Genomic DNA, 21,452 nt, shown 5'->3' on the forward strand with positions numbered 1-21,452 from the left:
GCCGGGCCTTCTATGGCTGGCAAACCAAGCCGCTTTTTGTCGGCGGAAAGGAGGCATCATGTTGCATAATGACCCCATCGCCGCGCTGACACCAGAGGTCGTAGGCTGGCGGCGCCATATCCATGCCAATCCGGAGCTCGCATTCAATGAATACGAAACGGCGCGTTTCGTTGCAGAGAAGCTGCGCTCCTTCGGCGTCGACGAGGTGCATGAAGGGATCGGCGGCACCGGCGTCGTCGGTGTCCTGCGCAGCGGTGGCGGCGCACGCGCCATCGGCCTTCGCGCCGAGCTCGACGCGCTTCCGGTGCTGGAGAAAACCGGCTTGGCCTATGCCTCCAGGAAAGAAGGAGTAATGCACGCCTGCGGCCATGACGGCCACACCGTCATGCTGCTCGGCGCCGCCAAACTGCTCAGTCAATCGCGCACCTTCGACGGCACCGTCACTTTCATCTTTCAGCCGGCCGAGGAGAACGAGGGCGGCAGCATGCGCATGATCGAGGACGGCCTGTTCAAGCGCTTTCCGGTCGAAGCGGTCTATGCGGTCCACAACTGGCCGGGCATCAGGCTGGGGACGATCGCCGCCCGCGTCGGGCCGCAAATGGCGGCCGTCGATAATTTCGAACTGACCTTCGAGGGTCTTGGCGCTCATGCCGCCATGCCGCAGCTCGGCGACGACCCGATCCTGGCCGCCAGCGCCTTCGTGCAAGCCGTCCAGCGCATCGTCAGCCGCTCGGTCGACCCGCAGAGCGCGCTTGTCGTCAGCATCACGCAGATCCATGGCGGCAATGTCGGCAACATCGTGCCGGGCAAGGTCTGGCTGCAAGGCACTTGCCGCTTCTTCGAGCACGGCCTTTCCGACCATTGCGAGAGGCTGATCGGCGAGATCGCACAAGGTATTGCCGCCGCGCATTCGCTCAAGGCCAGGCTCGACTACAGGAAGGGCTATCCGCCGCTGATCAATACGGCGGATGCGACGGCCCGCGCCGTCGAGGCCGCCGCCTCCGTCGTCGGCCGGGAGAATGTCTTGACCGAGTTCAGCCCCAGTCTCGGCTGCGAGGATTTCGCTTTCATGATCCGCGACGCCGGCGGCTGTTATGCGTGGATCGGTGCCGGCGAGGTCGGCCCGGGCGAAGGCCTGCACGGCGACCGCTACGTTTTCAACGACGAGATCGTGCCGACGGTGATGCGCTATTACGGCAACCTCGTCGAGCAGACGCTTCCGCGGCCCGATCCTTCTACAGCAGTTTTTCCGGCGTGATCGGCAACTCCCGGATTCGTTTGCCTGTGGCGTCGAAGACGGCATTGGCAACAGCAGCGGCAACGCCGGTGGCGCCGAGTTCGCCGATGCCTTTGCCGCCGATCGGGCTGGCATGCTCGTCCACCTCGTCGACGAAGTGGATTATGATATTGCCGGGAATGTCGGCGTTGACCGGAATGGCGACCCCGGAAAGGTTCTTCGACAAGAACCGCCCAAGCACTGGTTCGTGCCTGCTCTGCTCCATTGCCGCCATGCCCCATCCCCAGATGATGCCGCCCGTCATCTGGCTGCGTGCGGTGCGGGGATTGACGATACGGCCGGCGCTGTAGCTGCCCACGGCGCGACGAAGCCTGAGCAGGCCGAGCCCCGGATCGACGCCGACCTCCATGAAGATCGCGCCGAAAGTGCGCATCGCAAGGCCTTTGCCATGCTGCGCCGGATCGAACGAGCCCGAGCCGGTGATCTCGCCGATGTCGGTATGACTCATCACGTCGGCGATCGTCTGACCGCCGGCAGCGCCCCTGCGGCGAATATGGCCGTCTTGCATCTCCACTTCGTCCGGCAGCAGATTGGCAAGACGGGCAAGCTGCGAACGCGCATCTTCGGCAGCGGCAAGCACCGCCGCGCCCACCCCCATGGTCGATGACGAGCCATAGGTCGGCCCCGCCTCCGGCAGCTGCGTATCGCCCATTTCCAAGTTCACCTTCTCCATCGGCAGGCCCAGCACGTCCGCCGCGATCTGCGGAAAGATGGTGAGTGTTCCGGTCCCTATGTCCTGGGTGCCGGTGCGGATGAGCACCGTGCCGTCCCGGCGCAACCTGACTTCGGCTGCAGGCGTCGGGTTGCGGAAACAGCCCATGCTGCAGGTTGCCATGCCGTAGCCGATCAGCCAGTCGCCGTCGCGTTGCGGCTTGCGCGGGCGCTCGCGCCAGCCGAACAGGCGGGCGCCTTCCTCATAAGCCTCGCGCAGCTTCTTCGACGACCAGGGCTGGCCGGTAGCCGGATCCGTGTCCGCATGGTTGACCAGACGCAGGTCGAGCGGATCGATGCCGAGGCGGTGGGCGAGCTCGTCCATCGCGCTTTCAAGCGCCCAGGTGCCCGGACCCTCGACCGGCGCGCGCAGCGGCGTCGGCATGGCGACGTTTGCGCGCTCCACGCGCTGGCTGAGACGCATGGCCGGCGTGGCGTAGAGACCCTTCGAGGCTTCGGTGGCGAACTCGACGAAATCGTCGGTCACGGTGGTCAGGTTGACCACGTCCTGCTGCACGGCCGTCAGCTTGCCCGACCTGTCCGCCGCCAGCACGATCTTCTGTGCCATGCGCGGCTGATACCCGAGGCAGGAATAGGCATTGGCGCGGCTGAGCGCCAGCCTGACCGGGCGCTGCATGATGCGCGCGGCGGCGGCGGCCAGCACCTGATGCGGCCAGATCCAGCCCTTGCCGCCGAAGCCGCCGCCGGTATGGCGGGAAATCACGCGGACCTTCTCGGCCGGGACATTCATGCGGGCGGCAACCACCTGGCGGACACCGTAGACGTGTTGCGTGGCGTCGTGCAGCGTCAGCTCTCCGTCATTCCATTCGGCGAGCGTCGCCGAGGGCTCCATGGCGTTGTGATGGCGCGACGGCTGCAAATACACGGCTTCGACCGTGGCGGCGGCGTCAGCAAGCCCGCGGTCGACCTCGCCCTTCGTAAACGTCGGCTCCAGGAACAGGAAGCCGCTCTCCCTCGGCGAGACAGCAGCCTTGTCGATGGCGGTCCACTCGGGGGGTGCCGGCAACTCCGGCTCGGCGAACTCGTAGCGCAATGCGACGCGGCGGGCACCGGCCTCCGCTGCCTCCAGCGTCTCGCCCAGCACAATGGCAAGCGGCTGACCCTCGTGACGTATCTCGTTGCCCTGCATGGGCATGAAGCTCTGCGCTGCCGGCGGGCCTTCGGCCTGCTGCATCTGCGTATCGGGCTCGGCCCTCGGCGATGCGAACCGGCCGAATTTGGGCATGTCCTCATGCGTGAGCACACGCACGACGCCGTTCTCGGCGAGCGCGTCGTCGACCATGATCGACGTCACGCGGCCGGCGGGAACGGGCGCGGTCACGAGTACCGCATAGAGCAGATTGGGGGCAAAATAGTCGGCCGCATAGCGGGCGCGGCCGGTCACCTTGACGCCGCCGTCAGGGCGGGCAACAGGCTGGCTGATCATCATGACGGCATCCTCGCTGCTCTTTCGATCGCCCGCAAAGCGGCGGTCTTGGCCAGTTCGATCTTGTAGGCGTTCTGCGACAAGGGACGCGCTTCGGCGAAGGATTGCTCGATAGCGGTGCTCAATGCCTCGCGATCGCCGATTTCGGCACCGGCGAGCTGCTCCTCGGCGGCGCTCAGCCGCCACGGCCGCAGCGCGACGGACCCCAGCGCCAGGGCCGCCCGACGGATGGTTTGGCCGTCCATCTCCAGCACAGCGGCGGCAGAGACGATGGCGTATTCGTAGGATTCGCGCTCGCGCACCTTGAGGTAAGCCGATCGCGGCGCCGGCGCCGGCAGCTCGATTGCCGTGATCAGTTCGCCTTGCTGCAACACATTGTCTGCCTCGGGCCGCGTGTCGGGAAGCAGGTGGAATTCCGCTGCCGGAATGCGCCGGCCGCCGCTGCGGTGCGCGGTGACGATGACCGCATCAAGTGCTGCCAGCGCCACGGCCGGGTCGGATGGCTGGGTGGCGACGCAATCCTCGGTCCAGCCGAATATCGCGTGATTGTCGTTGATGCCATGCAATGCCGAGCAGCCGGAGCCGAGCTGACGCTTGTTGCATGGCAACTGCTCTTCGGCACGGAAATAGGCACAGCGCGTCTTCTGCAGAAGATTGCCGCCTATCGTTGCTAGGTTTCTCAGCTGCGGCGATGCGGCGTTGAGGATCGCCTGGCTCAACACCGGATAGTCGCGCATGACCAGCGCATGCTGCGCGACATCGTTGAGATGCGTCAGCGCGCCGATCGTCAAGCCGCCGCCGGGCAGTGCCTCGATCTGATCCAGCCCGTCGAGGCGGGAGATGTCGATGATCCGGGTCGGCTCGGCAATGCCAAGGCGCAGCCAGTTGAGCAATTCGGTGCCGCCGGCGAGAAAGGCGCTGTCCGGCGCGGCACCTGCCGCGATCGTTTCGCCCAGGCTGTCGGCGCGCGCGTAGACGAATGGGGTCATTGGCTCACCCTCCCGGCCGCCGCGCGCACGGCCTCGACGATTTGCGGATAGGCCGAGCAGCGACACAGATTACCGCTCATCCATTCGCGGATCTCGGCATCGGAGCCGGTATGTCCCTCCTCAATCAGCGCCGCCGCCGACATCACCTGGCCGGGCGTGCAGAATCCGCACTGGAAACCATCATGATCGATGAACGCCTGCTGCACGGGATGAAGCGCATCGTCGTTTGCCAGGCCTTCGATCGTCGTGACCTCGCGTCCCTCGCAGGACACGGCAAGTATCATGCAGGCATTCACACGCCGTCCGTCGAGGTGCACGGTGCAGGCGCCGCACTCGCCGAAATTGCATCCCTTTTTCGTTCCGGTCAGATGAAGCCGCTCGCGCAGCAGGTCGAGCAGCGTGACGCGGGGATCGAGATCGGAAAGGCTGTGGTCCTCTCCGTTCACCCGCAACCGCAATAGGTGCCGATCGTGGAAGTCCATTGGGGGTTACCTCGAAGCACATGCCGTACTCGTCGCAGGGACTCGTCCAGCAAGCAGCCGCCCACCTGTCGAGGCGAAATAGGGCGATCGATTTTAGGGAAAAGGCGCTGCCGGTCAGGGAAAGCGAAAAAACGCGCATTTGAGATTTGCGGCGGAGCGGAAAGGCCCTGCATAACTGTGGTTCACGGCCGTCCCAACATGAGCCGAATGCAGACGGTCCCCCCTTTAGGGACGATTACCATGAGCTGCAGTCACCTGGTGAGGTCTAAGACTATCTTTCCGGGAGCGTGGCCGGTGCGATTGCGCTCGATCGCGGATGCCAGATCGTCGAAGCCGACCACTTCTGCAATCGTGGACCGCAGCGAGCCGTCAGCGATCTCTTGAGCGATTGTGGCTAGGCGCGCGGTGTCAGGTTTGACTGACAACCAGATGCCATGACGGCCTGCCGGGGCGCGCGAAACCACATCAGTTGCAGCGATGCTGGCAAGGACGCCGCCAGGCGATAGGACCGACCAAGATTTGTCTAAGACCTGGCCCCCGACAAGATCGACGATAAGGTCAATGTCGCTCGCAAGAACCTCGAAGTTCTGTTTCTGGTAATCGATCACTTCGTCAGCGCCCAAGGCTTGGACATGGGCCACGCTCTTGGTTGAGGCTGTAGCATAGACGGTCGCTCCAGCCGTCTTGGCGAACTGGACAGCGAAGCTGCCCACCCCGCCAGCCGCGCCGTGGATCAACACCCGCCGCCCCCGAAGGTTGAAATCGGCGACCTGAAGGACTTGCCATGCCGTCATCGCCGCCACCGGTACTGCCGCTGCGTCAATGTCTGACAGGACCGCAGGCGTCTTGACAAGTTTTTCGGCATTTATCAGCAAGTGGTCAGCATAAGCGCCCAGGCCACCCAGCGCGGCCATGACCCGGTCTCCGACCCTCACGCCTTCGACGTTGGAGCCGGTCCGCAGCACGACCCCCGCCATTTCGATGCCAAGCGTCGCGGGCAAAGATAACTTGAACTTGTCGCGGACGTAGCCTTCACGGATTTTCCAGTCGATTCCGTTTACTCCGGCAGCCTTGACCTGGACGAGCACTTGGTCGGGACCAGGCTCTGGGGCGGATAGCCAATCGACTTTCAAGCTCTCTGTGCCGCCATATGCTTGAAGACGTAGGGCCCGGCCGGAGCCAAGCGGTTCAGACCGGCGGGGGGCGCTTTTGAAGTCATTCATCGGGTTTATCCTTCCTGTGGGACGATATAGTTTGAAATCTCTCAAGAAGAACTTCTAAGTATGCAGTCCACATCGGGTGAGAAATGTTTATTCGGCTGCTGTCGCTTGGGGATTTACTTGCTTTCGCTTTACGCGCTCAAAGCAGGATAGTCGGTGTAGCCCAGGGCGGTGCCACCATAGAAAGTGGCTTGGACTGCCGCATTCAGCGCCGCATTGGTCTTCAACCGTTCCACAAAGTCCGGATTGGCCAGGACCATCTGGCCGTAGGACTCCTGATCGGCCAGCCCCGAAGCTACGTCGGCGCCGATCTGGTCACGCGGACGACTTGGCCGATTGAGGATCAGCGATTGGTGCCAGAGCTTGCGGATATCGGCCAGCAGCGCCTCGTCGCCCTGGTGCATGATGTGCACGTAAGCGAGCCCGAGCTTGTCGAGTTCGGCGACCAGATAGCGGTAGAGGTCCGGCCCCTCGGCGCCTTCGTCGATCCCCCATATCGTCGTCCCGGGTGACAGGCGGATCGCGGTGCGGTCCGCGCCAATCTCCTCGGCGATCGCCGTGGCGACTTCGATGGCGAAGCGCGCTCGGTTCTCGATCGACCCGCCATATTCGTCCGTGCGCGTGTTGGCGCTGGGCGCGAAGAACTGCTGGACCAGGTAGGCGTTCGCGCCGTGAATCTCGATGCCGTCGGCGCCGGCCTCGACCGCCGAGCGCGCGGCATGGCGGAAATCGGCGACCGTCTGGCGCACCTCTTCGGTCGTCAGCGCGCGCGGCGGGGGAATGTCCTGCATCCCCGTCATGGTGAACATACCCGTCCCCGGCGCTATCGCGGACGGCGCGACCCCTTGGCAGTGATGCAGCGTATTGTCGGGATGCGACATGCGCCCGGCATGCATGAGCTGGATGAAGATGTGGCCGCCCTTGTCGTGCACGGCAGAAGTGATCTTCCGCCAGCCGGCGACATGGGCGGGCGTGTAGATGCCGGGGGTGGTGAGATAGCCCTGGCCGTCATCCGAGGGCTGGGTGCCTTCGGTGACGATCAGGCCGACGCCGGCGCGCTGGGAATAATATTCGGTGGCCAGCTCGCCCGGCGTACCGTCGAAGCCGGCGCGGCTGCGGGTCATCGGGGCCATGACGAGGCGGTTAGGCAGAGTGTAGCGGCCGACGCGGACAGGGGTGAATAAGGGACTCATTGGGATCTCCATTTGCTGGAGCGCTTGTCCACTATTCCAATGTCGGGATAAATCCGGCAAAAGTGAAATCAATATTCCAAATATGGAGCAATAGCGTGAGCCACTTGAACGACATGGCGCTGTTCGTGGAGGTGGCGAGAGCGAGGAGCTTCCGGAAGGCGGCTGAGGCTCTGGGCATGCCCAACTCGACTCTGTCGCGACGTATCAGCGCGCTGGAGAAGGCGATCGGCCTGAGGCTTCTGCATCGAACGACGCGCAAGATCGAGCTCACCGAGGCCGGCCAGCTCTATTACGAACGAAGCAAACGCATCGTCGACGAGGCACGGCTCGCACACGAGCAGCTCGGCGCGATGCTGGAGCAGCCGAGCGGTGTCCTGCGGGTCTCGCTCCCGGTCGACTTCGCCACGCTTTACCTGACGCCGATCATCGTCGATTTCGCGCGGCACTATCCCGGCATCACCTTCGAGTTCGACCTGACCCCGCGCCGCGTCGATTTGGTGGCCGAGCCGTTCGATGTAGCGATCCGCATCGGCGAGCTGGAAGACTCCAGCCTGATCGCTCGCCTGATCGGGCGCCACGCGCGCCACCTCTATGCGTCTCCTGGCTACATCGAAGCGTCCGACGAGCCGGCGACACCGGCGGATCTGGCGGAGCATGAATGCATCTGCATGCCGAAGATCTGGACCCTGCATCAGGGGATGAACAAGGTCGAAGTCGAGGTTGGAGGCCGCTTCACAGTCAACAGCGTCGGGATGATCCGCGCCCTGGCGGTCGACCACCAGGGCATCGCCCTGCTTGCCGAGAAGATCGTCGCCGAAGATTTGGCCTCGGGCAGGCTCCGGCGTGTCCTGCCCGAATGGCAGGGATCGTCGGTCAGCATTCACGCCGTCACCGAAACGCGCCTCATTCCAGCCAAGACCCAGCGCTTCATCGAATTCCTGTCCGCCAGGCTGGTGGAAACTTGAACCAGATCGTTACGCGGAGAAAAGTCGGACGGCGGCGTGCAAAATCGCGACTTGGCGTAGAAAAGGCGATGGCTCGCCGGAGTCGATGAAGCTGAGAAATACGAATTTGCCATACCCCTACACCAGAATGCACCAGAGTCGCCAAAAATGCGCAAACGTGACCGGACGGCGCAGAAGCCCTACGCCTCGCCGGCGGGCCGACACCGACGCTCAGGGAGCGGGCCATCGCTCTACCGCGAGGGCGGGGCGAGGTGCGCACGGCTGAACTCACGGCCATCGGCATCCCCGATGCTATCTATCCAGGATGTGCGACGAGCGACTGCTCGTGAAGGTGGGTTCGGCATCACAAGGCTTCCCTGTGAGGTGAGATGGCGAGGGCCGGCAAACGGATCGATTCCGACCCTCACCGAAATGCTCGCCATCCCGGCCCGAATCAGCCTTCGCTCGGCACAGGCGTCTTGAGGAGTTGTTGCTCCCACAGGAAGGCGATGCCGCTGCCGCCGAAGTGCTGGATGAGAATCTCGGTCAGCTCTTCGACATGCTCGGTGCGCGCCCAGTCGCGCTGCCATTCGCCAGCGAGCGCCATCACGGTCATCATGTTTGCGCCAGCCGCGATCATCCGCTGGATGGCGATCTGGTGGGACTCGGTCGAAACGCCGCCCGACGCATCGGTGATCACGGACACGTCCCAGCCTTCGCCGAGGGCTTGGATGACAGGCATCGCGACGCAGACTTCGGTCCAAAGGCCTGCGATAACCAGTTGTTTGCGGCCGGTCGCCTTGACCACGTCCACCACCTTCTCGTCCTGCCAGGCGTTCACCCAAGTCCGGTCGATCACTTCCTGCCCCGGGAAGACGTCAGTGATCTGCTTGAAGAGGATGCCGCCACGACCCGCGATCACGCTGGTGAGAATGGTCGGAACATTGAAGGCTTTTGCTAGCTTCGCCAGCGCGGTCGCGTTGTTGACCACAGCTTGCGGATCGTGGCTGTTCAGGTTCGCGAGTTGGTAAGGCTGGTGGTCGATCAGAACGAGTACCGAGTCTTCAGGACGAAGAAGCGAATCAAGGCCGTTGCGAGGGGTCATCAAGACTTCCTTTCTCTGCCGCCATGGACGGCAATCTTTCTCTGCCGCTATGGACGGCAATGGGTTTCACGGGAGACATGCGCCAGCGGGCGACGTTGCCTGGACGCAATTTGCCGTTCCTTTTGGTGATGCAGTAGTGCCATAATCAGGCAAGCTGTGTCGCGAAATGAGGAACGCTGAATTGGACATCGAAGATCTACGGACATTCGTCGCAGTGGCCGATGCAGGGGGCGTATCGGCCGCCGCGCGCCGGCTCGGCGTCTCCAAGTCAATCGTCAGTCGGCGGCTCTTTCGGGTTGAAGCGGAACTTGGCGTCCAGCTTCTTGCACGAACGACCCGCGGCGCCGCGCTCACCGAAGCGGGAATCGCGTTCAGAGACCATGCGGCCCGGGCCAGCGCAGAGATCGATACGGCTCGGGAAACGATCCTCCCCACCGGTGAGCTGCGCGGCCGCCTGAGGGTTGCCATGCCGCTTACTTTCGGCGCGACCCACTTCGCCCCCGTGCTCGCGGAAATGGCGCGTCTGCACCCGAAGCTTCACATCCATACTTCCTACAGCGATCGCTTCGTCGATCTCATCGCAGAAGGTTTCGATTGCGCGATCCGGGGCGCCTACCTTCAAGACTCCAACCTGATCGCGAAGCGCGTCGGGCCGATCCATGGAAAGCTTGTCGCAAGCCCGGATTATATCGAGGTGCACGGGTCACCCGAGACTCTGGACGAACTCGTCACCCATCAGGCCCTCATGCAGGGAACGGAAGCCTGGCAGTTCATAAATGGCAGCAAGATTGTTACGGTCCAGCCGCAGGGCAGGTTCAAGGCCGATAGCGCCACGGCGCTTGCCGCCGCGGCGGCGGCAGGTCTCGGCATCGCCTGGCTCCCCGATTGCATCACACATGAATATGTGGCCTCCGGCGCGCTGGTCCCGATCATGACACGCTATCCGGTACCTCCAGGGGCCGCGTATGTCGTCCGACCGCCGGGTCAGCATCCCACGCGGAAAGTGCGGGTGCTCACCGAGATGCTAATTGAGTACTTCAAACGGAACACGGATCTTTGGGGTCTTGACAACTAGGACACGAACGGTGCGAAGCCTCCCCACCGGCAGGAGGCACGGGGGTAAATTCTCCAGGCAACGCCGCAGGCGCGACGTCCACGCGGATCATGTTCAACCGAGTAGGCGTTGAGATCTTGCCTGTGCAGATCTGGCGCGAGGCCTCTCCGCTTTGTCCCAGCGACGCCTCGCGCGCGCAGGCTCAAAGCTATGCAATCCGCCGTCCACGAACACCTCGCGCCCGTCTGTAAGCTGCTGTCGTTGAGGCAGCGACGGCAAGTAATAACGGGCGGCAACGTTCGGACGCCGCCGCGGCGAACTGAACGGCGCACTCGGGCGCGAAGCCGCCGGTCATCAGTATTTCCGCGCGGTAGCCGCCGAATAGGCGTGGGCGGGCGAGCCCTGCTATTCTACGCCTGATTTCATCGGTCCTCGATGCTCTGACACTCTGGAGGCAGGACTATCGAGATCGACGCGTAGGGAGAAATTGCACGCTGGCGCGCAATATCGCGCTATGGCGTAGAAGAGGCGGTGGCTCCCCGGGCCGGATTCGAACCAGCGACCAACCGGTTAACAGAGGCTTTCATTCGCGTCTTGCTGCAATGCGTTGCGACAGCGTGAAACACCTGAAACCCTTGATCCATATGGGATAGAGGCGTGCTTATCGTTGCGAGTTGTCGCAACGTGTATCGACAAAGCGCGCGTACTGGCGTACATAAAGCCGTACATAATGGAAAACCGGTTGGTCGGGGGTGAGTATGCCAAAAATTGAACTCTCTGACCGTTTCTGTCAGACGGCGAAGCCAACGAGCGGCTTGCAGGTGGAGTTTTTCGATACTGTGGTAAAGGGTCTTTCGCTCCTGGCATCAGCAGGTGGCGCTAAGACCTTCTATCTCAATTATACGAGGCCGACGGACGGAAAGCGGGCTCGTATGAAGATCGGCCGCTATCCCGAAATGAAGCTTGGCAAAGCGCGGGAGAAGGCCAGAGCCGGGCGCGGCGGTATCGGGGAGGGTCAGGACCCGCTTGTCGAGAAACGTGCTTTGGCGGCTTCGCAGACCGTTGCCGACATGGTGGACAACTATATCGCCCGCCATGCCTCGACGAAGCGCAGCGGCGACGAGATAGCCCGGCGACTGCGTAAGAACGTCAAGGACGTGATCGGCGAAATTAAACTGTCCGAACTGCACCGTCGCGACATCACCAAATGCATCGACACGGTCAAGGACCGCGGCGCGCATATCGAGGCAAACCGTCTGTTTGAAGACGTTCGCGCAATGGTGCGGGTGGGCGAGGGGACGTGGCGACCTCGATAGCAACCTTGTCGAAGGTATGCGCCGGCCGACCGAAACGACAGAGCGCGACCGCGTGCTGTCTGACGATGAAATCCGAACCATGTGGGCAGCCCTGGCCAAGGCCGACGCGCGCGAATCGACGCGGCGCATTATTCGTCTGTGTTTAGTTACGGCGCAGCGCGTTGGCGAGGTTTCCGGCATGACCCGCGATGAGATCGACCTTGACGAAAAGGTTTGGAAGATCCCGGCGGCCCGCTCCAAGAACAAACGCGACCACTTAGTTCCGCTCTCAAACTCGGCGATCGACATCATCAATGAGCAACTCGCGGACGCAGAGGCGCTCGCCGACCGCAAGGGCAGGGAAGTTTCACCGTTCGTCTTCCCAGGACCAGGCGCCCGAGCTGCTGTGACCGGCGCCGCAATTGCAAAGGCTGTGAAGCGCGAAGAGACGACGAAGCGCAACGCGACCGCCATCATGGGCGTTGCATCCTGGACGCCGCACGATCTGCGTCGCACCGCTGCGACGCACATGGAAGAGATCGGCATTTCCCCTTTTGTTATCGGCCACGTGCTCAATCACATTTCCGCGACAAAAGCATCCATCACCAGTCGCGTCTATGCCCGGTATGATTATGCCCGCGAAAAGCGTGAGGCGCTGGAACTTTGGGCCGCGCGCCTTGCCGGAATACTCGCGCCAGCGCCGGCCCGGGTGGTCGCTATTCGTGGCGGGCGGCGATGATGCCGGAATTCCGCCTTTCACCCACCGAGCGAGCGGCGATCGCAAACGCGGTGCCCGAGCCGACTTGGTTGGACGCGCTCCCTAGCGATTGGGCGCGCCTCATCTGGTTTCCCGATGCCGATCGGTTTCGAGCCGACAAGGAAGGCTACATCGCGAGCATGATAGAATGGGCGGCTAGTGAAGCTCTGAAAGAACAGGTGGCGAGGGCAGTCGCCCCGTCCGCCGAGTTGAGCGACGTTGCCCAGATCGCGAACTTGGCTCGGCGGCTGCAGAGATTGCTCCGGTCGCCCAACAGCTATCGACAGGACTTTGCCACCGCTTACTTCGGCCGCGAATTACTCGGCACGCGCCTCGTCTCGGGCGATGCAATCTACAAGCACGCTGTCCTTGACGAGCTGCTTGGCGAGATTGTCGCCGATGAGGATTTCGTCCGTGAGTGCATGCAGGCCTGGCAGGCAAACGATCATCTGCGGAAGCCCAAGCACGTCGCTCTTTCGGCCTTTGTGTCGCAGGTGATGTGCTTCTGGACCGTCTGGACCGGGAAACCGTCGGGAAAGGGAACCGAAGGCGGGCCGGCGGCTAGGTTCGTGCGCGATGCCACAAATCCGCTACTGATTTTCGCAGATAAAGAGTTGGGGATAACCCTAAACAGCCGGGGACTGCTCGACGAAACTGCAGCCGCTCAACTGGTCAAAAGCCTTGCCTGACTTCGTGTAGCGGATGGCAAGGGGATAATGCGAACAAAATTCGCGCTCTAAATATCTTTGTATTCTTCCCTACGCCACACGCCGCGACTGTCTGAACTTCCGCGCATCGTTGTGATGTGAGGAAGATGAGATGATTGACCTGGTTGACGAACAGACCGCGTGCCGGATCATCGGCGGCGAGAATAGTCCCATTCACCGCTCGACGTTGTGGCGGGGCATCAATGCAGGCCGGTATCCGCGCCCGCTGAAGATGAACGCTAGCACGAACCGCTGGCGTCGTGATGAACTTGTCGCTGTGATTGAGAAAGCGGTTGCCGAACGCGACCAGGTAGCTGCGTAAGACCGGCTCGATGTCATCAGGTCCGCGCTATTCGATCATCCCGGCTGATGCGGTTTTCGATAACCGACTGTCGCGCTTGGCACTGCATGTGTTGACGGCACTTGGAACCCATTCCGATAGCAATGGCTGGTGCATCGTTAAGCAGAACACGCTGGCGAACGAAATCGGCTCGACGCCGGGCAGTGTGCAAAACGCCGTTCGGCAGTTGGCGAAGCTTGGGTACCTCCGAAAGCGCGACCGTTTCGCGCCGAACGGGGCGAAATTGGCGAGCCAGTACCAAGTCGCGATGGATCGCGACCCGCCGGCCGAAATGGTTGACGAGGCAGCGGAAACCGCCACCCCCACCCCACTCCCAGATAGGGTGGTACCCCACTCCCACGTGGGGAGGCACCCCACTCCCACGTGGGGACATAAGAACGACCCTTACTTAGAACGATCCTCTAGCGAGGATATAGAGAAACAGGCGTGCCTGCCGGTGCGGGCTTGCCGCTTGCCCGACAACTTCGCTCCCGACGTTTCATGGGCCACGGGACAGGGCATGTCCCCTGCCGACGTGAGCCGAGAGCGAGAACGGTTCTTCGATCATTGGAGGGCGGCGCCTGGGCAGCGTGGCGTTAAGCGCGACTGGCAAGCCACCTGGCGCAATTGGGTGCGCAACGCCCTCGATCGGCACCATGCACCGCAGCGGCGAGCCCTGCCAGCACCCCGCGCGCCAGACGGCCTGTTTGCCCTGTGCCAGGGCGAACTTTCCCCGACCATCGCTGGAGACGGCCATGTCATCGAACATTGATAGTCAGCGCGCCGTGACAAAGCAGGATCTCGCCGGGGCACTGGTGGCCCTGTCCTGCCTGCCCAAGAGGCTGTCGAGCAACCCCGAGATTGAGTTCGCCGCCTACGAAACCGCCATAGAAGGCGTGATGTTCGATGATTTGGCGATGGCCGTTAAGGCGATCCTGAAGGACGCACTTGGGCACGCGTTCTTCCCGGCACCGCCAGAGCTCCGTCGCCAATGCAACGCTGCTTTGGACGTTCGGGCAACCGAGTTGGCCAGAGCGGCACAGCGGCAACGCGAACGGGAACAACGGCTCCCCGACGTCGTGCACTCGCCAGAGCAACGCGCCCGCGTGGCTGCTCTGCATCGCGCATTCCACGAGAGCCTGAAGCCGATGGCCGAGGCCGACGAGATCGAGGAGATCCGGAAGAAATACGATCCGGGCGCGCTCGCCGCCATTCCGGACCGCACCTGAAGGGGGGCGGGTCAAATCTCTACAGCGCCGAGGGGCCCGTAACCGCTTGGGGGTCATTCAGAGGTTTTTTCCTTCGAATGGCGCGTTTTTGGATGAGTGTGGCCAAGGAGCCGAACATGGGTATCGACAAGCTATTGAAAAGGTTGATTAAAAGGCAGTCACACATGACACAGCCAGGCTCAACTGATCATTTAATTCCCACCGTCCCTCGACGGCTTGTTTTGATCACTTGCGCCGTCTGCGGGAATGAATTCCAAGCGGTTCAGGTTGGGCGGCGGAAGCCTTCGACGCGATGCAGCCAGGCATGCCGAGCGGAGGGCCGGCGCCGCTACTCGAACAGCTACAACGCTGCAGCCCGGCAGGAACTCGCCGATCTGAGGGCACGGGTCGCAGCTGGCGAGCTCGAGCGATTCGGCATCGGCCGCGACGGCCGACCCTTGCCGAAGGCTGCGCCGCAGACGGAGTTATCCACACCTGCGGTTGACGTGGAGACGGACGATGCGTAGTTTCCGATCCGCGCGCTGTTGGCGAAACCGCCAAGGCACGCACCTCAAAGCGCCGGTGCTATGCCGGGCAACAGGTCGAAACCCCTTGTTTCAACCCCCGCTTGAGGTGCGCCTGATGCGCGACTTCCAACTTTACCTGAAGGAATCGACGGAACGGTTCATTGCCGCACCCGTCGAGGTCAAGTTTGCGTCCGATCGAGGCGCGATCGACGGCTACGGGAGCGTATTCGGCGTCCGTGATCTCCACGGTGACATCGTCGATCGCGGAGCCTTCACGGCCACTCTGGCAAGGCACCAGGCGGATGGAACCCGCCCCGTCATGTTGTTCTCGCACCGCATGGACAAGCCGATCGGCGTCTGGGACCGGGTTTCGGAAGATAATTACGGCTTAAAAATGTCCGGCCGGCTAAACCTTGATACCCAAGCCGGGCGCGAAGCGCTCAGCCTGGTGAAGCAGGATGCGATTTCGGGCTTGTCGATCGGCTTCCTCGTCAACCCGGGCGGCGCGTCGGTCGGCCGTGACGGCGTCCGCCATCTGAAGGACCTCGACCTCTGGGAGGTTTCCCTGGTAGCGATCCCGTCCAACGGCAAGGCCAGGATCACCGATGTGAAATCCGCCGACGATGTCACCAGCCGGCGCGACTTCGAAACCTTCCTGCATGAAATCGGCTTTGCCAAGGCGGCGGCGCGCAAGCTCGCCGGCGGCGGCTGGCCGGCACTCTCCGACGAAAACCAACAGTCCGTGGCGGACCTCGCCGCGGCGGTCAAATCTGCAATTCTGGACCTGAAAGGATCCTCGAAATGATGCATGCCCTCAAGCTGGCCGGACTGCGGCTGGAAACCAAGGAAGCACCTGACCCGCTAGTCGAGCTGAAGACACTGTTCACCGGTCATCACGACGAAGTCAAAAAGCTCGCCGAAGAGGTGAAAAAGTTCGATGGCTGGGCGACCGAGATCGAGAGGAAGTTCAATCGGTCGCGGCTCGGCGGCGGCGGCCAGATCGGTCTCGGCGACGAAAAGGATCTTCAGACCGAGCACAAGGCGATCGGCGCCTACATCAAGGCCGGCCTCGAGAATGAGCTGAAGGATTATTCCGTCGGCACCGATCCCCAGGGCGGGTATGTGGTCATGCCGCAGCGCTCCGAAACGATGATGAAGCGCCTCTTCGATGCAACCCCGATGCGCCGTCTCTCCCGCGTCATCACGCTCGACGCGGCCGACAGCTGGGAAGAGCCGGTCGACCCGTCCGACATAGGCGGGACGTGGGTGGGCGAAACCGAGTCTCGTCCGGAAACCGATTCCGGCTCGCTCGGCCTTCTGACGATCCCGTTGAATGAGATCTACGCGCTTCAGAAGGTGACCCAAAAGCTACTGGACACCAGCTATCTGAACATTGGCCAGTGGATCGATGGGAAGATCGCCGACAAGTTCGCCCGCTCGGAAGGCGCTGCCTTCGTCACCGGCGACGGCATCAAGAAGCCCCGGGGTTTCATGAGCTATGCCGCCGCCAGCGTCACCACAAGTGACGCCACGCGCGACTGGGGAGTGCTTCAGCATGTCATTTCCGGCGCCGCAACGGCGGTGCTGGCCGACAGCCTGAGAGACGTCTACTGGTCGCTGAAAGCCGGCTACCGCACCAACTCGAGCTGGCTGATGGCATCAACGACGGCGAACGCGCTCGACAAGCTGAAAGATGGCAACGGTGACTACCTGTGGCGCAGCGCGATGACCGCCGGCGCGCAAAACTCGCTGCTCGGCCGTCCCGTCGAATTTGATGAAGGCATGCCTGCGGTCGGCGCCGGCGCGTTCCCGATTGCCTTCGGCGATTTCAAGGTCGGGTACACCATCATCGACCGCCTTGGAATGCGGCCGCTACGCGACCCCTACACGGCAAAGCCGCACGTTTTGTTCTACACTTACAAGCGCGTCGGCGGCGGCCTCAGCAACAGCGAGGCGATTAAGCTGCTGAAAGTATCGGCCTCCTGATAGGATGCCAGTGGCGGGCCTTGAAATTGGCCCGCCTTTTGCCACCACCAGAAGGAACCGCCGGACATGGAACTGCCTGAACTTGATGACCACCGCGCTCTCGCAGCCGATCCACACGCTGAATACGACCGTCTGGCGCGCGCTATGGCAACACCGAAGCAACTCGACGACATCGAGGAGATGCCGAACCGCGTGACCCACCTCAGTCTCGACGGTCTGAAGACGGTTGCACTCGATGCCCGGCGCACATTCGACGAGGTGAAGGCGATCGCGATCGATGCAGTCCAAGATGAGATCGAGACCGAGACGCAAGCGTTGCTGGTGCGCCGGTCAATGTTGGCGGAATATCTATGGCGCCGCACATGTCTGATCCTCGCCGACGAGTTCCAGCGCCGCCGCACGGGCGTCGCTCCCCGGGCGAAAGGACTGAACTAATGGGCTGCCCCTCAAGCAATGATGACAGGTGCAACAATGGCGAATGAAGTTCGGGATGCCTTCAATACCGTCTATGCTGACGGACCTACCTCCAGCCCAACATGGCCGCAGAAGTCAGAAATCCGTGGCATTGGCACAGTTATTCAAGCAACCGTAGACGGTCTCGACACCCGCCTAGATGCGGTGGACGACGCCATCGGCGGATTGCCTGCGGAGGTTGATGCTCTCGACACACGCGTCGATGAGGTAGAGGCGCTCGCTCTGGCAGGCGTCAAGCCTGCAAAGCAGTCTGTTCGCATACTAATGACGACCGACGTCGTCATCGCGTCTGCACTTGAGAATGGCGACACCTTGGATGGGCTTACGTTGGTGACCGGCGATCGCGTCGCACTGACGGGACAAACGACCGGGTCGCAGAATGGCGTCTACGTTGTGCCTATATCTGGCGCCGCAGCTCGCTCGGCAGACTTGGATACGGCGGACGAGCTGGTCGGCGCGCGCTTCGACGTAGATGCGGGCACGCATGCGGCCGAGACCTGGGCCATGCAGACGACGGCGCCTATCACCGTTGGCACGACAGTTCTCACCTTCGTCAGAACGACCTCGGCAAATGCCATCAATTCGACGGTGACAGCACTTGCCGCTCGCATCGACCAGTCGGATGCGAAGGCGGAGATCGTCGCCATGCTCGAGGGACTCAGCGTACCCACCGCCAGGCTCACAGAGGCGGCCGGGTCGGTCAGCCCGTCCGTCTACCGATCTTATTCCTTCGTGGCTGGCGATACGATTGAGCACCTCGTCGTTGCAAAAGCTGCGGAGCGCGGCTCCCTTCAGCTTACCCACGCTGGCGCAGGTGCCACCTACACGGCCAACTTCAATCTCGAAGAAGGTGCAGTCTCGAGCACCTCTGGCGCAAACCTCGTTAGCGCCGACATCACGGACCTGGGTTCCGGCTGGTACGAGTGCAAGGCTGTCGTTCTTGTCGCGGCAAACGTTACGAACAACGTGCAGGCCAGAATGTCGGCCTCTGGTGCACTTCCGTACACCGGCGACGGCGCGAGCGGGATGTATGTCCGAAGCATCGTCCTGCGCAAGCAGGGGCTGATGGCCAACCTGTTCCCGAGCAGCGATCCCGCAAACGCCGCCTTTACAAAGCAAAATGTGACAGTCACCACAACGACAAACCCGAACGAGCCTGCTCTAGTCACTCTCCCGCCGCTCGTTGACGAACTTGACGTGATCGTCAGCGGGCGCATGACCGCATCGAAGGTCGTTGAGCCGGGTGTTTCGGGAAGCCCGTCGATCTACCAAGCGAAGTCAGTTGTCGCCGGAAACCTCATTGTTTGGGAAGTTACCGCCAAGCGCGCGGAGCGGAAGCGCCTCAACCTGTTCTCGAATAGTGCGGCTCTCATTGACTGCACTTTCGATCTGGAATTAGGAACGGTTGCTCAGGGTGGTGCGGCTGTCACCGGCTCAAGCTGTACGGCGCTCGGAAACGGCTGGTACCGGTGCCGCGTCGAGGCGACCGCTTCGGCCTCGGCGTCCTCCAATTGGCAGCACCGCATTTTCAAAGATACAGGGACGCAACCCTACGTCGGTGATGGGGTGTCGGGCCTCTATATTCAGCGATCATCTTTCAGCCTCAACGGAGGCCCGAACGTATTCGGGTCCGCCGAAGACCTTTCTACTGTCGGCTGGACTAAGAGTGCTGGTCTGACGGTCGTTGCCGATGCTGCCCTCTATCTCGGTCTACTGGCCGACCCGACCAACCTTGGCGGCGACCCCTATGATGACGGCTCCGCTGCTCTGGTCGGTAAGAAGTGGACCGCTATCGGATCGAGCATCACCATCGGTGCTTATTATGCAACGCTGCTTGCCGGGCAGACAGGCATGGTGCTGACCAACATCGGCGTCAGCGGTTCGGCTCTGGGCTTGAGCACCACCGGGTACGCGAGCTACGGCATGTCCGCGCCAATCGCCACCATGCCTACGGACGCTGAGATTGTGACCTTGGAGCCGGGTCCGAATGCATTTGGTGCGCAGGAAACGCCTTTGGGTGCTTTCGGCGACACGACCTATGCCACGCACTACGGCTCGATATGGAAGGCCATTCTCGACATCCGCACACGGGCACCGAGTGCCAAGATCATCGTGTTCGGCACTTACAGCGTGGCCCTGGCCACGCGACCCATCGCCTTGGCCGTACCAACGGGCAGGGCAACACGATGGACCAGTTCATGAAGGCCGAACGCGAAGTGTGTCAGGCGCTCGGCGTCAGGTACGTCGACATATCCCAAAGCGGCATCGGCTATATGACATCGACGCTGTACATGGGCGACGAGCTTCATCCCAATGCAGCCGGTTCCTTGCGCTATGCCACTTACGTTGCTGGTAGCCTTCGGGACATGGTTCGTCGCGGCCTGTTCGTGAACTAGCGGGCGAGTACCAAGCCGATCGCTTGCTCGACCAGGGCGGGTCCAATACTGATAGCCGATCGGCGAAAAGTGGACGCCATCCCGAAAAGCGCTGTCATAGGTCAAGTCACCTACGCCTTAGCGATGCTTCCTAAGCCGCACGCCTGGACCCTCGCCATTCTCTGCGACGAAGATGACGCCGGCCGCTTCGAGGGCGGCGCGCATCTTGTCGACACTGCTGACGCGAGCATCCTGGCCGGCCTCAAAACGGTTGACCGTATTGCCTCCAACGCCGGCCGCTTTGGCAAGGTCGAGGGTGCTCCAATTGAGGGCTGCACGCCCCATTCGGCATTGAACTGGCTTCATATGGTGTGTTTATCACCAAATTCAGTTGACATCAAATCGGGTGTGACGTTACCGTTAATGGTGTAAATATCACCATTTTGAGCAAATTGGGCTCAATGAACGACAGCGAGGAAATCTTAAGATGTCGGAAACCATGAAATCAGCCGCTGCTGCTTATGCCCGCGATCCACAGCGCCCGGGCCTCGTCGAACGTCTCCTGAAGCCCTGGAATGCGTCTGCGGGAAGCGGTCCCGCGATGATGCTACCGGAGGAGAGTTTCATGAACCAGCACGTCAATCGCCGCGCCGTCATGGCAGGATCGGCGGGAGTTGCAGGAATTGCGTTCGCGCTTGGGAGCTCAGTCTCTCAGGCCGAGCCTGCCGGGAAAAATTCGGTCGCCGCCGGCCGCCATGTGGTTGATCCGAAGCTTCGGAAACTCGAGGCGGCTTTCAAAGCGCAATGGAAAAAATATAAGGCAGCGTTGCCGGCGCACTCCGCCGCCCAAAGAGGGTGCGTTGCGGCAAAGCCGCCCAGGCCCGAGGAAATAAAAACGCCGGGCGAGCTTTTCGTGCCGTTTCGAACTTTGAGACTGGATCAGATGAACAGGGACAACCCACACTTTGCGGCCATCTGTGAGTATCAGGACATGAACAAGGCGCGACTCGATAGATGGCGCGCGGAGTGCGAAGCAATTGAGCGACGCCCGGAGTTCACAAAGCCCACCCAGTCCTTTCGGCGCCAGTTGGCACTTTGCGACCTGGCTGCCGAACGAGTGTTCCGCTTTCCAGCGCGGAGTCTTGCCGACATCCAGGTGAAGATCCAGGTCCACCGCAAATGGTCCGTTGACGACGAGGAGGCGCTGCTGCGCTTCATCATCGCCGACATTGCCCGCGTGGCGAAATGTCAGCGACAAACACGCGGAGACGTTTCACGGGCAACAGGCGGTGTAACCACCTGAGAAAATTGGCCGGATTCGGAAAAGTGTTCTCGCACGGG

The 21,452-nt window shown here is 62.1% G+C and carries 22 protein-coding genes; 16 read left to right on the plus strand and 6 right to left on the minus strand.

What is annotated here, in order from left to right; all coding sequences use genetic code 11:
- The first annotated feature begins 58 nt into the window (after positions 1–58).
- Positions 59–1,258, plus strand: a complete 1,200-nt coding sequence (locus NKI29_RS00680) for an amidohydrolase (RefSeq protein ID WP_352568876.1) — start codon at positions 59–61, stop codon at positions 1,256–1,258.
- Here the strand turns inward: NKI29_RS00680 and NKI29_RS00685 are convergent.
- The 5 genes from NKI29_RS00685 to NKI29_RS00705 form a co-directional block, all read right to left on the minus strand.
- Positions 1,236–3,458: a xanthine dehydrogenase family protein molybdopterin-binding subunit gene (locus tag NKI29_RS00685; protein ID WP_352568875.1), complete on the minus strand. Its 2,223-nt coding sequence runs from the start codon at positions 3,456–3,458 to the stop codon at positions 1,236–1,238. The two genes, NKI29_RS00680 and NKI29_RS00685, sit on opposite strands and share 23 nt — an antisense overlap.
- Complete coding sequence (locus NKI29_RS00690) at positions 3,455–4,444, minus strand: FAD binding domain-containing protein (RefSeq protein WP_352568874.1); 990 nt, start codon at positions 4,442–4,444, stop codon at positions 3,455–3,457. The genes NKI29_RS00685 and NKI29_RS00690 overlap by 4 nt, the downstream gene beginning before the upstream one ends.
- Complete coding sequence (locus NKI29_RS00695; protein ID WP_352568873.1) at positions 4,441–4,926, minus strand: (2Fe-2S)-binding protein; 486 nt, start codon at positions 4,924–4,926, stop codon at positions 4,441–4,443. The genes NKI29_RS00690 and NKI29_RS00695 overlap by 4 nt, the downstream gene beginning before the upstream one ends.
- A 251-nt stretch (positions 4,927–5,177) precedes the next feature.
- Positions 5,178–6,149, minus strand: coding sequence for an NADP-dependent oxidoreductase (locus NKI29_RS00700; protein WP_352568872.1), 972 nt, complete (start codon positions 6,147–6,149; stop codon positions 5,178–5,180).
- A gap of 128 nt (positions 6,150–6,277) precedes the next feature.
- Positions 6,278–7,351, minus strand: a complete 1,074-nt coding sequence (locus NKI29_RS00705; protein WP_352568871.1) for an alkene reductase — start codon at positions 7,349–7,351, stop codon at positions 6,278–6,280.
- 83 nt (positions 7,352–7,434) lie between these two features.
- Between NKI29_RS00705 and NKI29_RS00710 the strand changes: the two genes are divergently transcribed.
- The gene (locus tag NKI29_RS00710) at positions 7,435–8,304 is read left to right on the plus strand and encodes a LysR family transcriptional regulator (protein ID WP_352568870.1); all 870 of its coding nucleotides are present in this window, start codon (positions 7,435–7,437) and stop codon (positions 8,302–8,304) included.
- 433 nt (positions 8,305–8,737) lie between these two features.
- Here NKI29_RS00710 and NKI29_RS00715 read toward each other — a convergent pair whose 3' ends face one another.
- A complete protein-coding gene (locus NKI29_RS00715) occupies positions 8,738–9,388 on the minus strand; it encodes a hydrolase (protein WP_352568869.1) in 651 nt (216 codons plus the stop codon).
- A 181-nt stretch (positions 9,389–9,569) separates the two neighbouring features.
- Between NKI29_RS00715 and NKI29_RS00720 the strand changes: the two genes are divergently transcribed.
- The 14 genes from NKI29_RS00720 (at position 9,570) to NKI29_RS00785 (ending at position 21,414) form a co-directional block, all read left to right on the plus strand.
- On the plus strand, positions 9,570–10,463 hold the full coding sequence (locus tag NKI29_RS00720; RefSeq protein WP_352568868.1) for a LysR family transcriptional regulator: 894 nt from the start codon (positions 9,570–9,572) through the stop codon (positions 10,461–10,463).
- A gap of 737 nt (positions 10,464–11,200) precedes the next feature.
- The gene (locus NKI29_RS00725; protein ID WP_352795331.1) at positions 11,201–11,758 is read left to right on the plus strand and encodes an integrase arm-type DNA-binding domain-containing protein; all 558 of its coding nucleotides are present in this window, start codon (positions 11,201–11,203) and stop codon (positions 11,756–11,758) included.
- Positions 11,703–12,476, plus strand: coding sequence for a site-specific integrase (locus NKI29_RS00730; protein WP_352795333.1), 774 nt, complete (start codon positions 11,703–11,705; stop codon positions 12,474–12,476). Before NKI29_RS00725 ends, NKI29_RS00730 begins: the two co-directional genes overlap by 56 nt.
- A complete protein-coding gene (locus NKI29_RS00735) occupies positions 12,473–13,183 on the plus strand; it encodes a hypothetical protein (protein ID WP_352795335.1) in 711 nt (236 codons plus the stop codon). The genes NKI29_RS00730 and NKI29_RS00735 overlap by 4 nt, the downstream gene beginning before the upstream one ends.
- 130 nt (positions 13,184–13,313) lie before the next feature.
- A complete protein-coding gene (locus tag NKI29_RS00740) occupies positions 13,314–13,523 on the plus strand; it encodes a helix-turn-helix transcriptional regulator (RefSeq protein ID WP_352795339.1) in 210 nt (69 codons plus the stop codon).
- Between the two features lie 10 nt (positions 13,524–13,533).
- A complete protein-coding gene (locus tag NKI29_RS00745; protein ID WP_352795341.1) occupies positions 13,534–14,313 on the plus strand; it encodes a helix-turn-helix domain-containing protein in 780 nt (259 codons plus the stop codon).
- Entirely contained in the window at positions 14,297–14,770 is a 474-nt protein-coding gene (locus NKI29_RS00750) for a hypothetical protein (RefSeq protein WP_352795343.1), read from the plus strand. Before NKI29_RS00745 ends, NKI29_RS00750 begins: the two co-directional genes overlap by 17 nt.
- Positions 14,771–15,391: 621 nt before the next feature.
- Positions 15,392–16,081 (plus strand): HK97 family phage prohead protease, encoded by a 690-nt coding sequence (locus NKI29_RS00755; protein WP_352795344.1) that lies wholly within the window; start codon positions 15,392–15,394, stop codon positions 16,079–16,081.
- Entirely contained in the window at positions 16,078–17,262 is a 1,185-nt protein-coding gene (locus NKI29_RS00760; RefSeq protein ID WP_352795346.1) for a phage major capsid protein, read from the plus strand. Before NKI29_RS00755 ends, NKI29_RS00760 begins: the two co-directional genes overlap by 4 nt.
- Before the next feature lie 66 nt (positions 17,263–17,328).
- Positions 17,329–17,697 carry a hypothetical protein gene (locus NKI29_RS00765; protein ID WP_352795348.1) on the plus strand — a complete coding sequence of 123 codons (369 nt, stop codon included), beginning with the start codon at positions 17,329–17,331 and terminating at the stop codon, positions 17,695–17,697.
- A gap of 36 nt (positions 17,698–17,733) precedes the next feature.
- Positions 17,734–19,938 carry an SGNH/GDSL hydrolase family protein gene (locus NKI29_RS00770; RefSeq protein ID WP_352795350.1) on the plus strand — a complete coding sequence of 735 codons (2,205 nt, stop codon included), beginning with the start codon at positions 17,734–17,736 and terminating at the stop codon, positions 19,936–19,938.
- Complete coding sequence (locus tag NKI29_RS00775) at positions 19,923–20,132, plus strand: SGNH/GDSL hydrolase family protein (RefSeq protein WP_352795352.1); 210 nt, start codon at positions 19,923–19,925, stop codon at positions 20,130–20,132. Before NKI29_RS00770 ends, NKI29_RS00775 begins: the two co-directional genes overlap by 16 nt.
- Positions 20,133–20,201: 69 nt before the next feature.
- On the plus strand, positions 20,202–20,543 hold the full coding sequence (locus tag NKI29_RS00780; protein ID WP_352795354.1) for a hypothetical protein: 342 nt from the start codon (positions 20,202–20,204) through the stop codon (positions 20,541–20,543).
- A 55-nt stretch (positions 20,544–20,598) separates the two neighbouring features.
- Positions 20,599–21,414: a hypothetical protein gene (locus NKI29_RS00785; protein WP_352795356.1), complete on the plus strand. Its 816-nt coding sequence runs from the start codon at positions 20,599–20,601 to the stop codon at positions 21,412–21,414.
- Positions 21,415–21,452 lie beyond the last annotated feature (38 nt).

Origin of the sequence: Mesorhizobium sp. M0678, from assembly GCF_040320505.1 — a bacterium.
Taxonomy (GTDB): domain Bacteria; phylum Pseudomonadota; class Alphaproteobacteria; order Rhizobiales; family Rhizobiaceae; genus Mesorhizobium.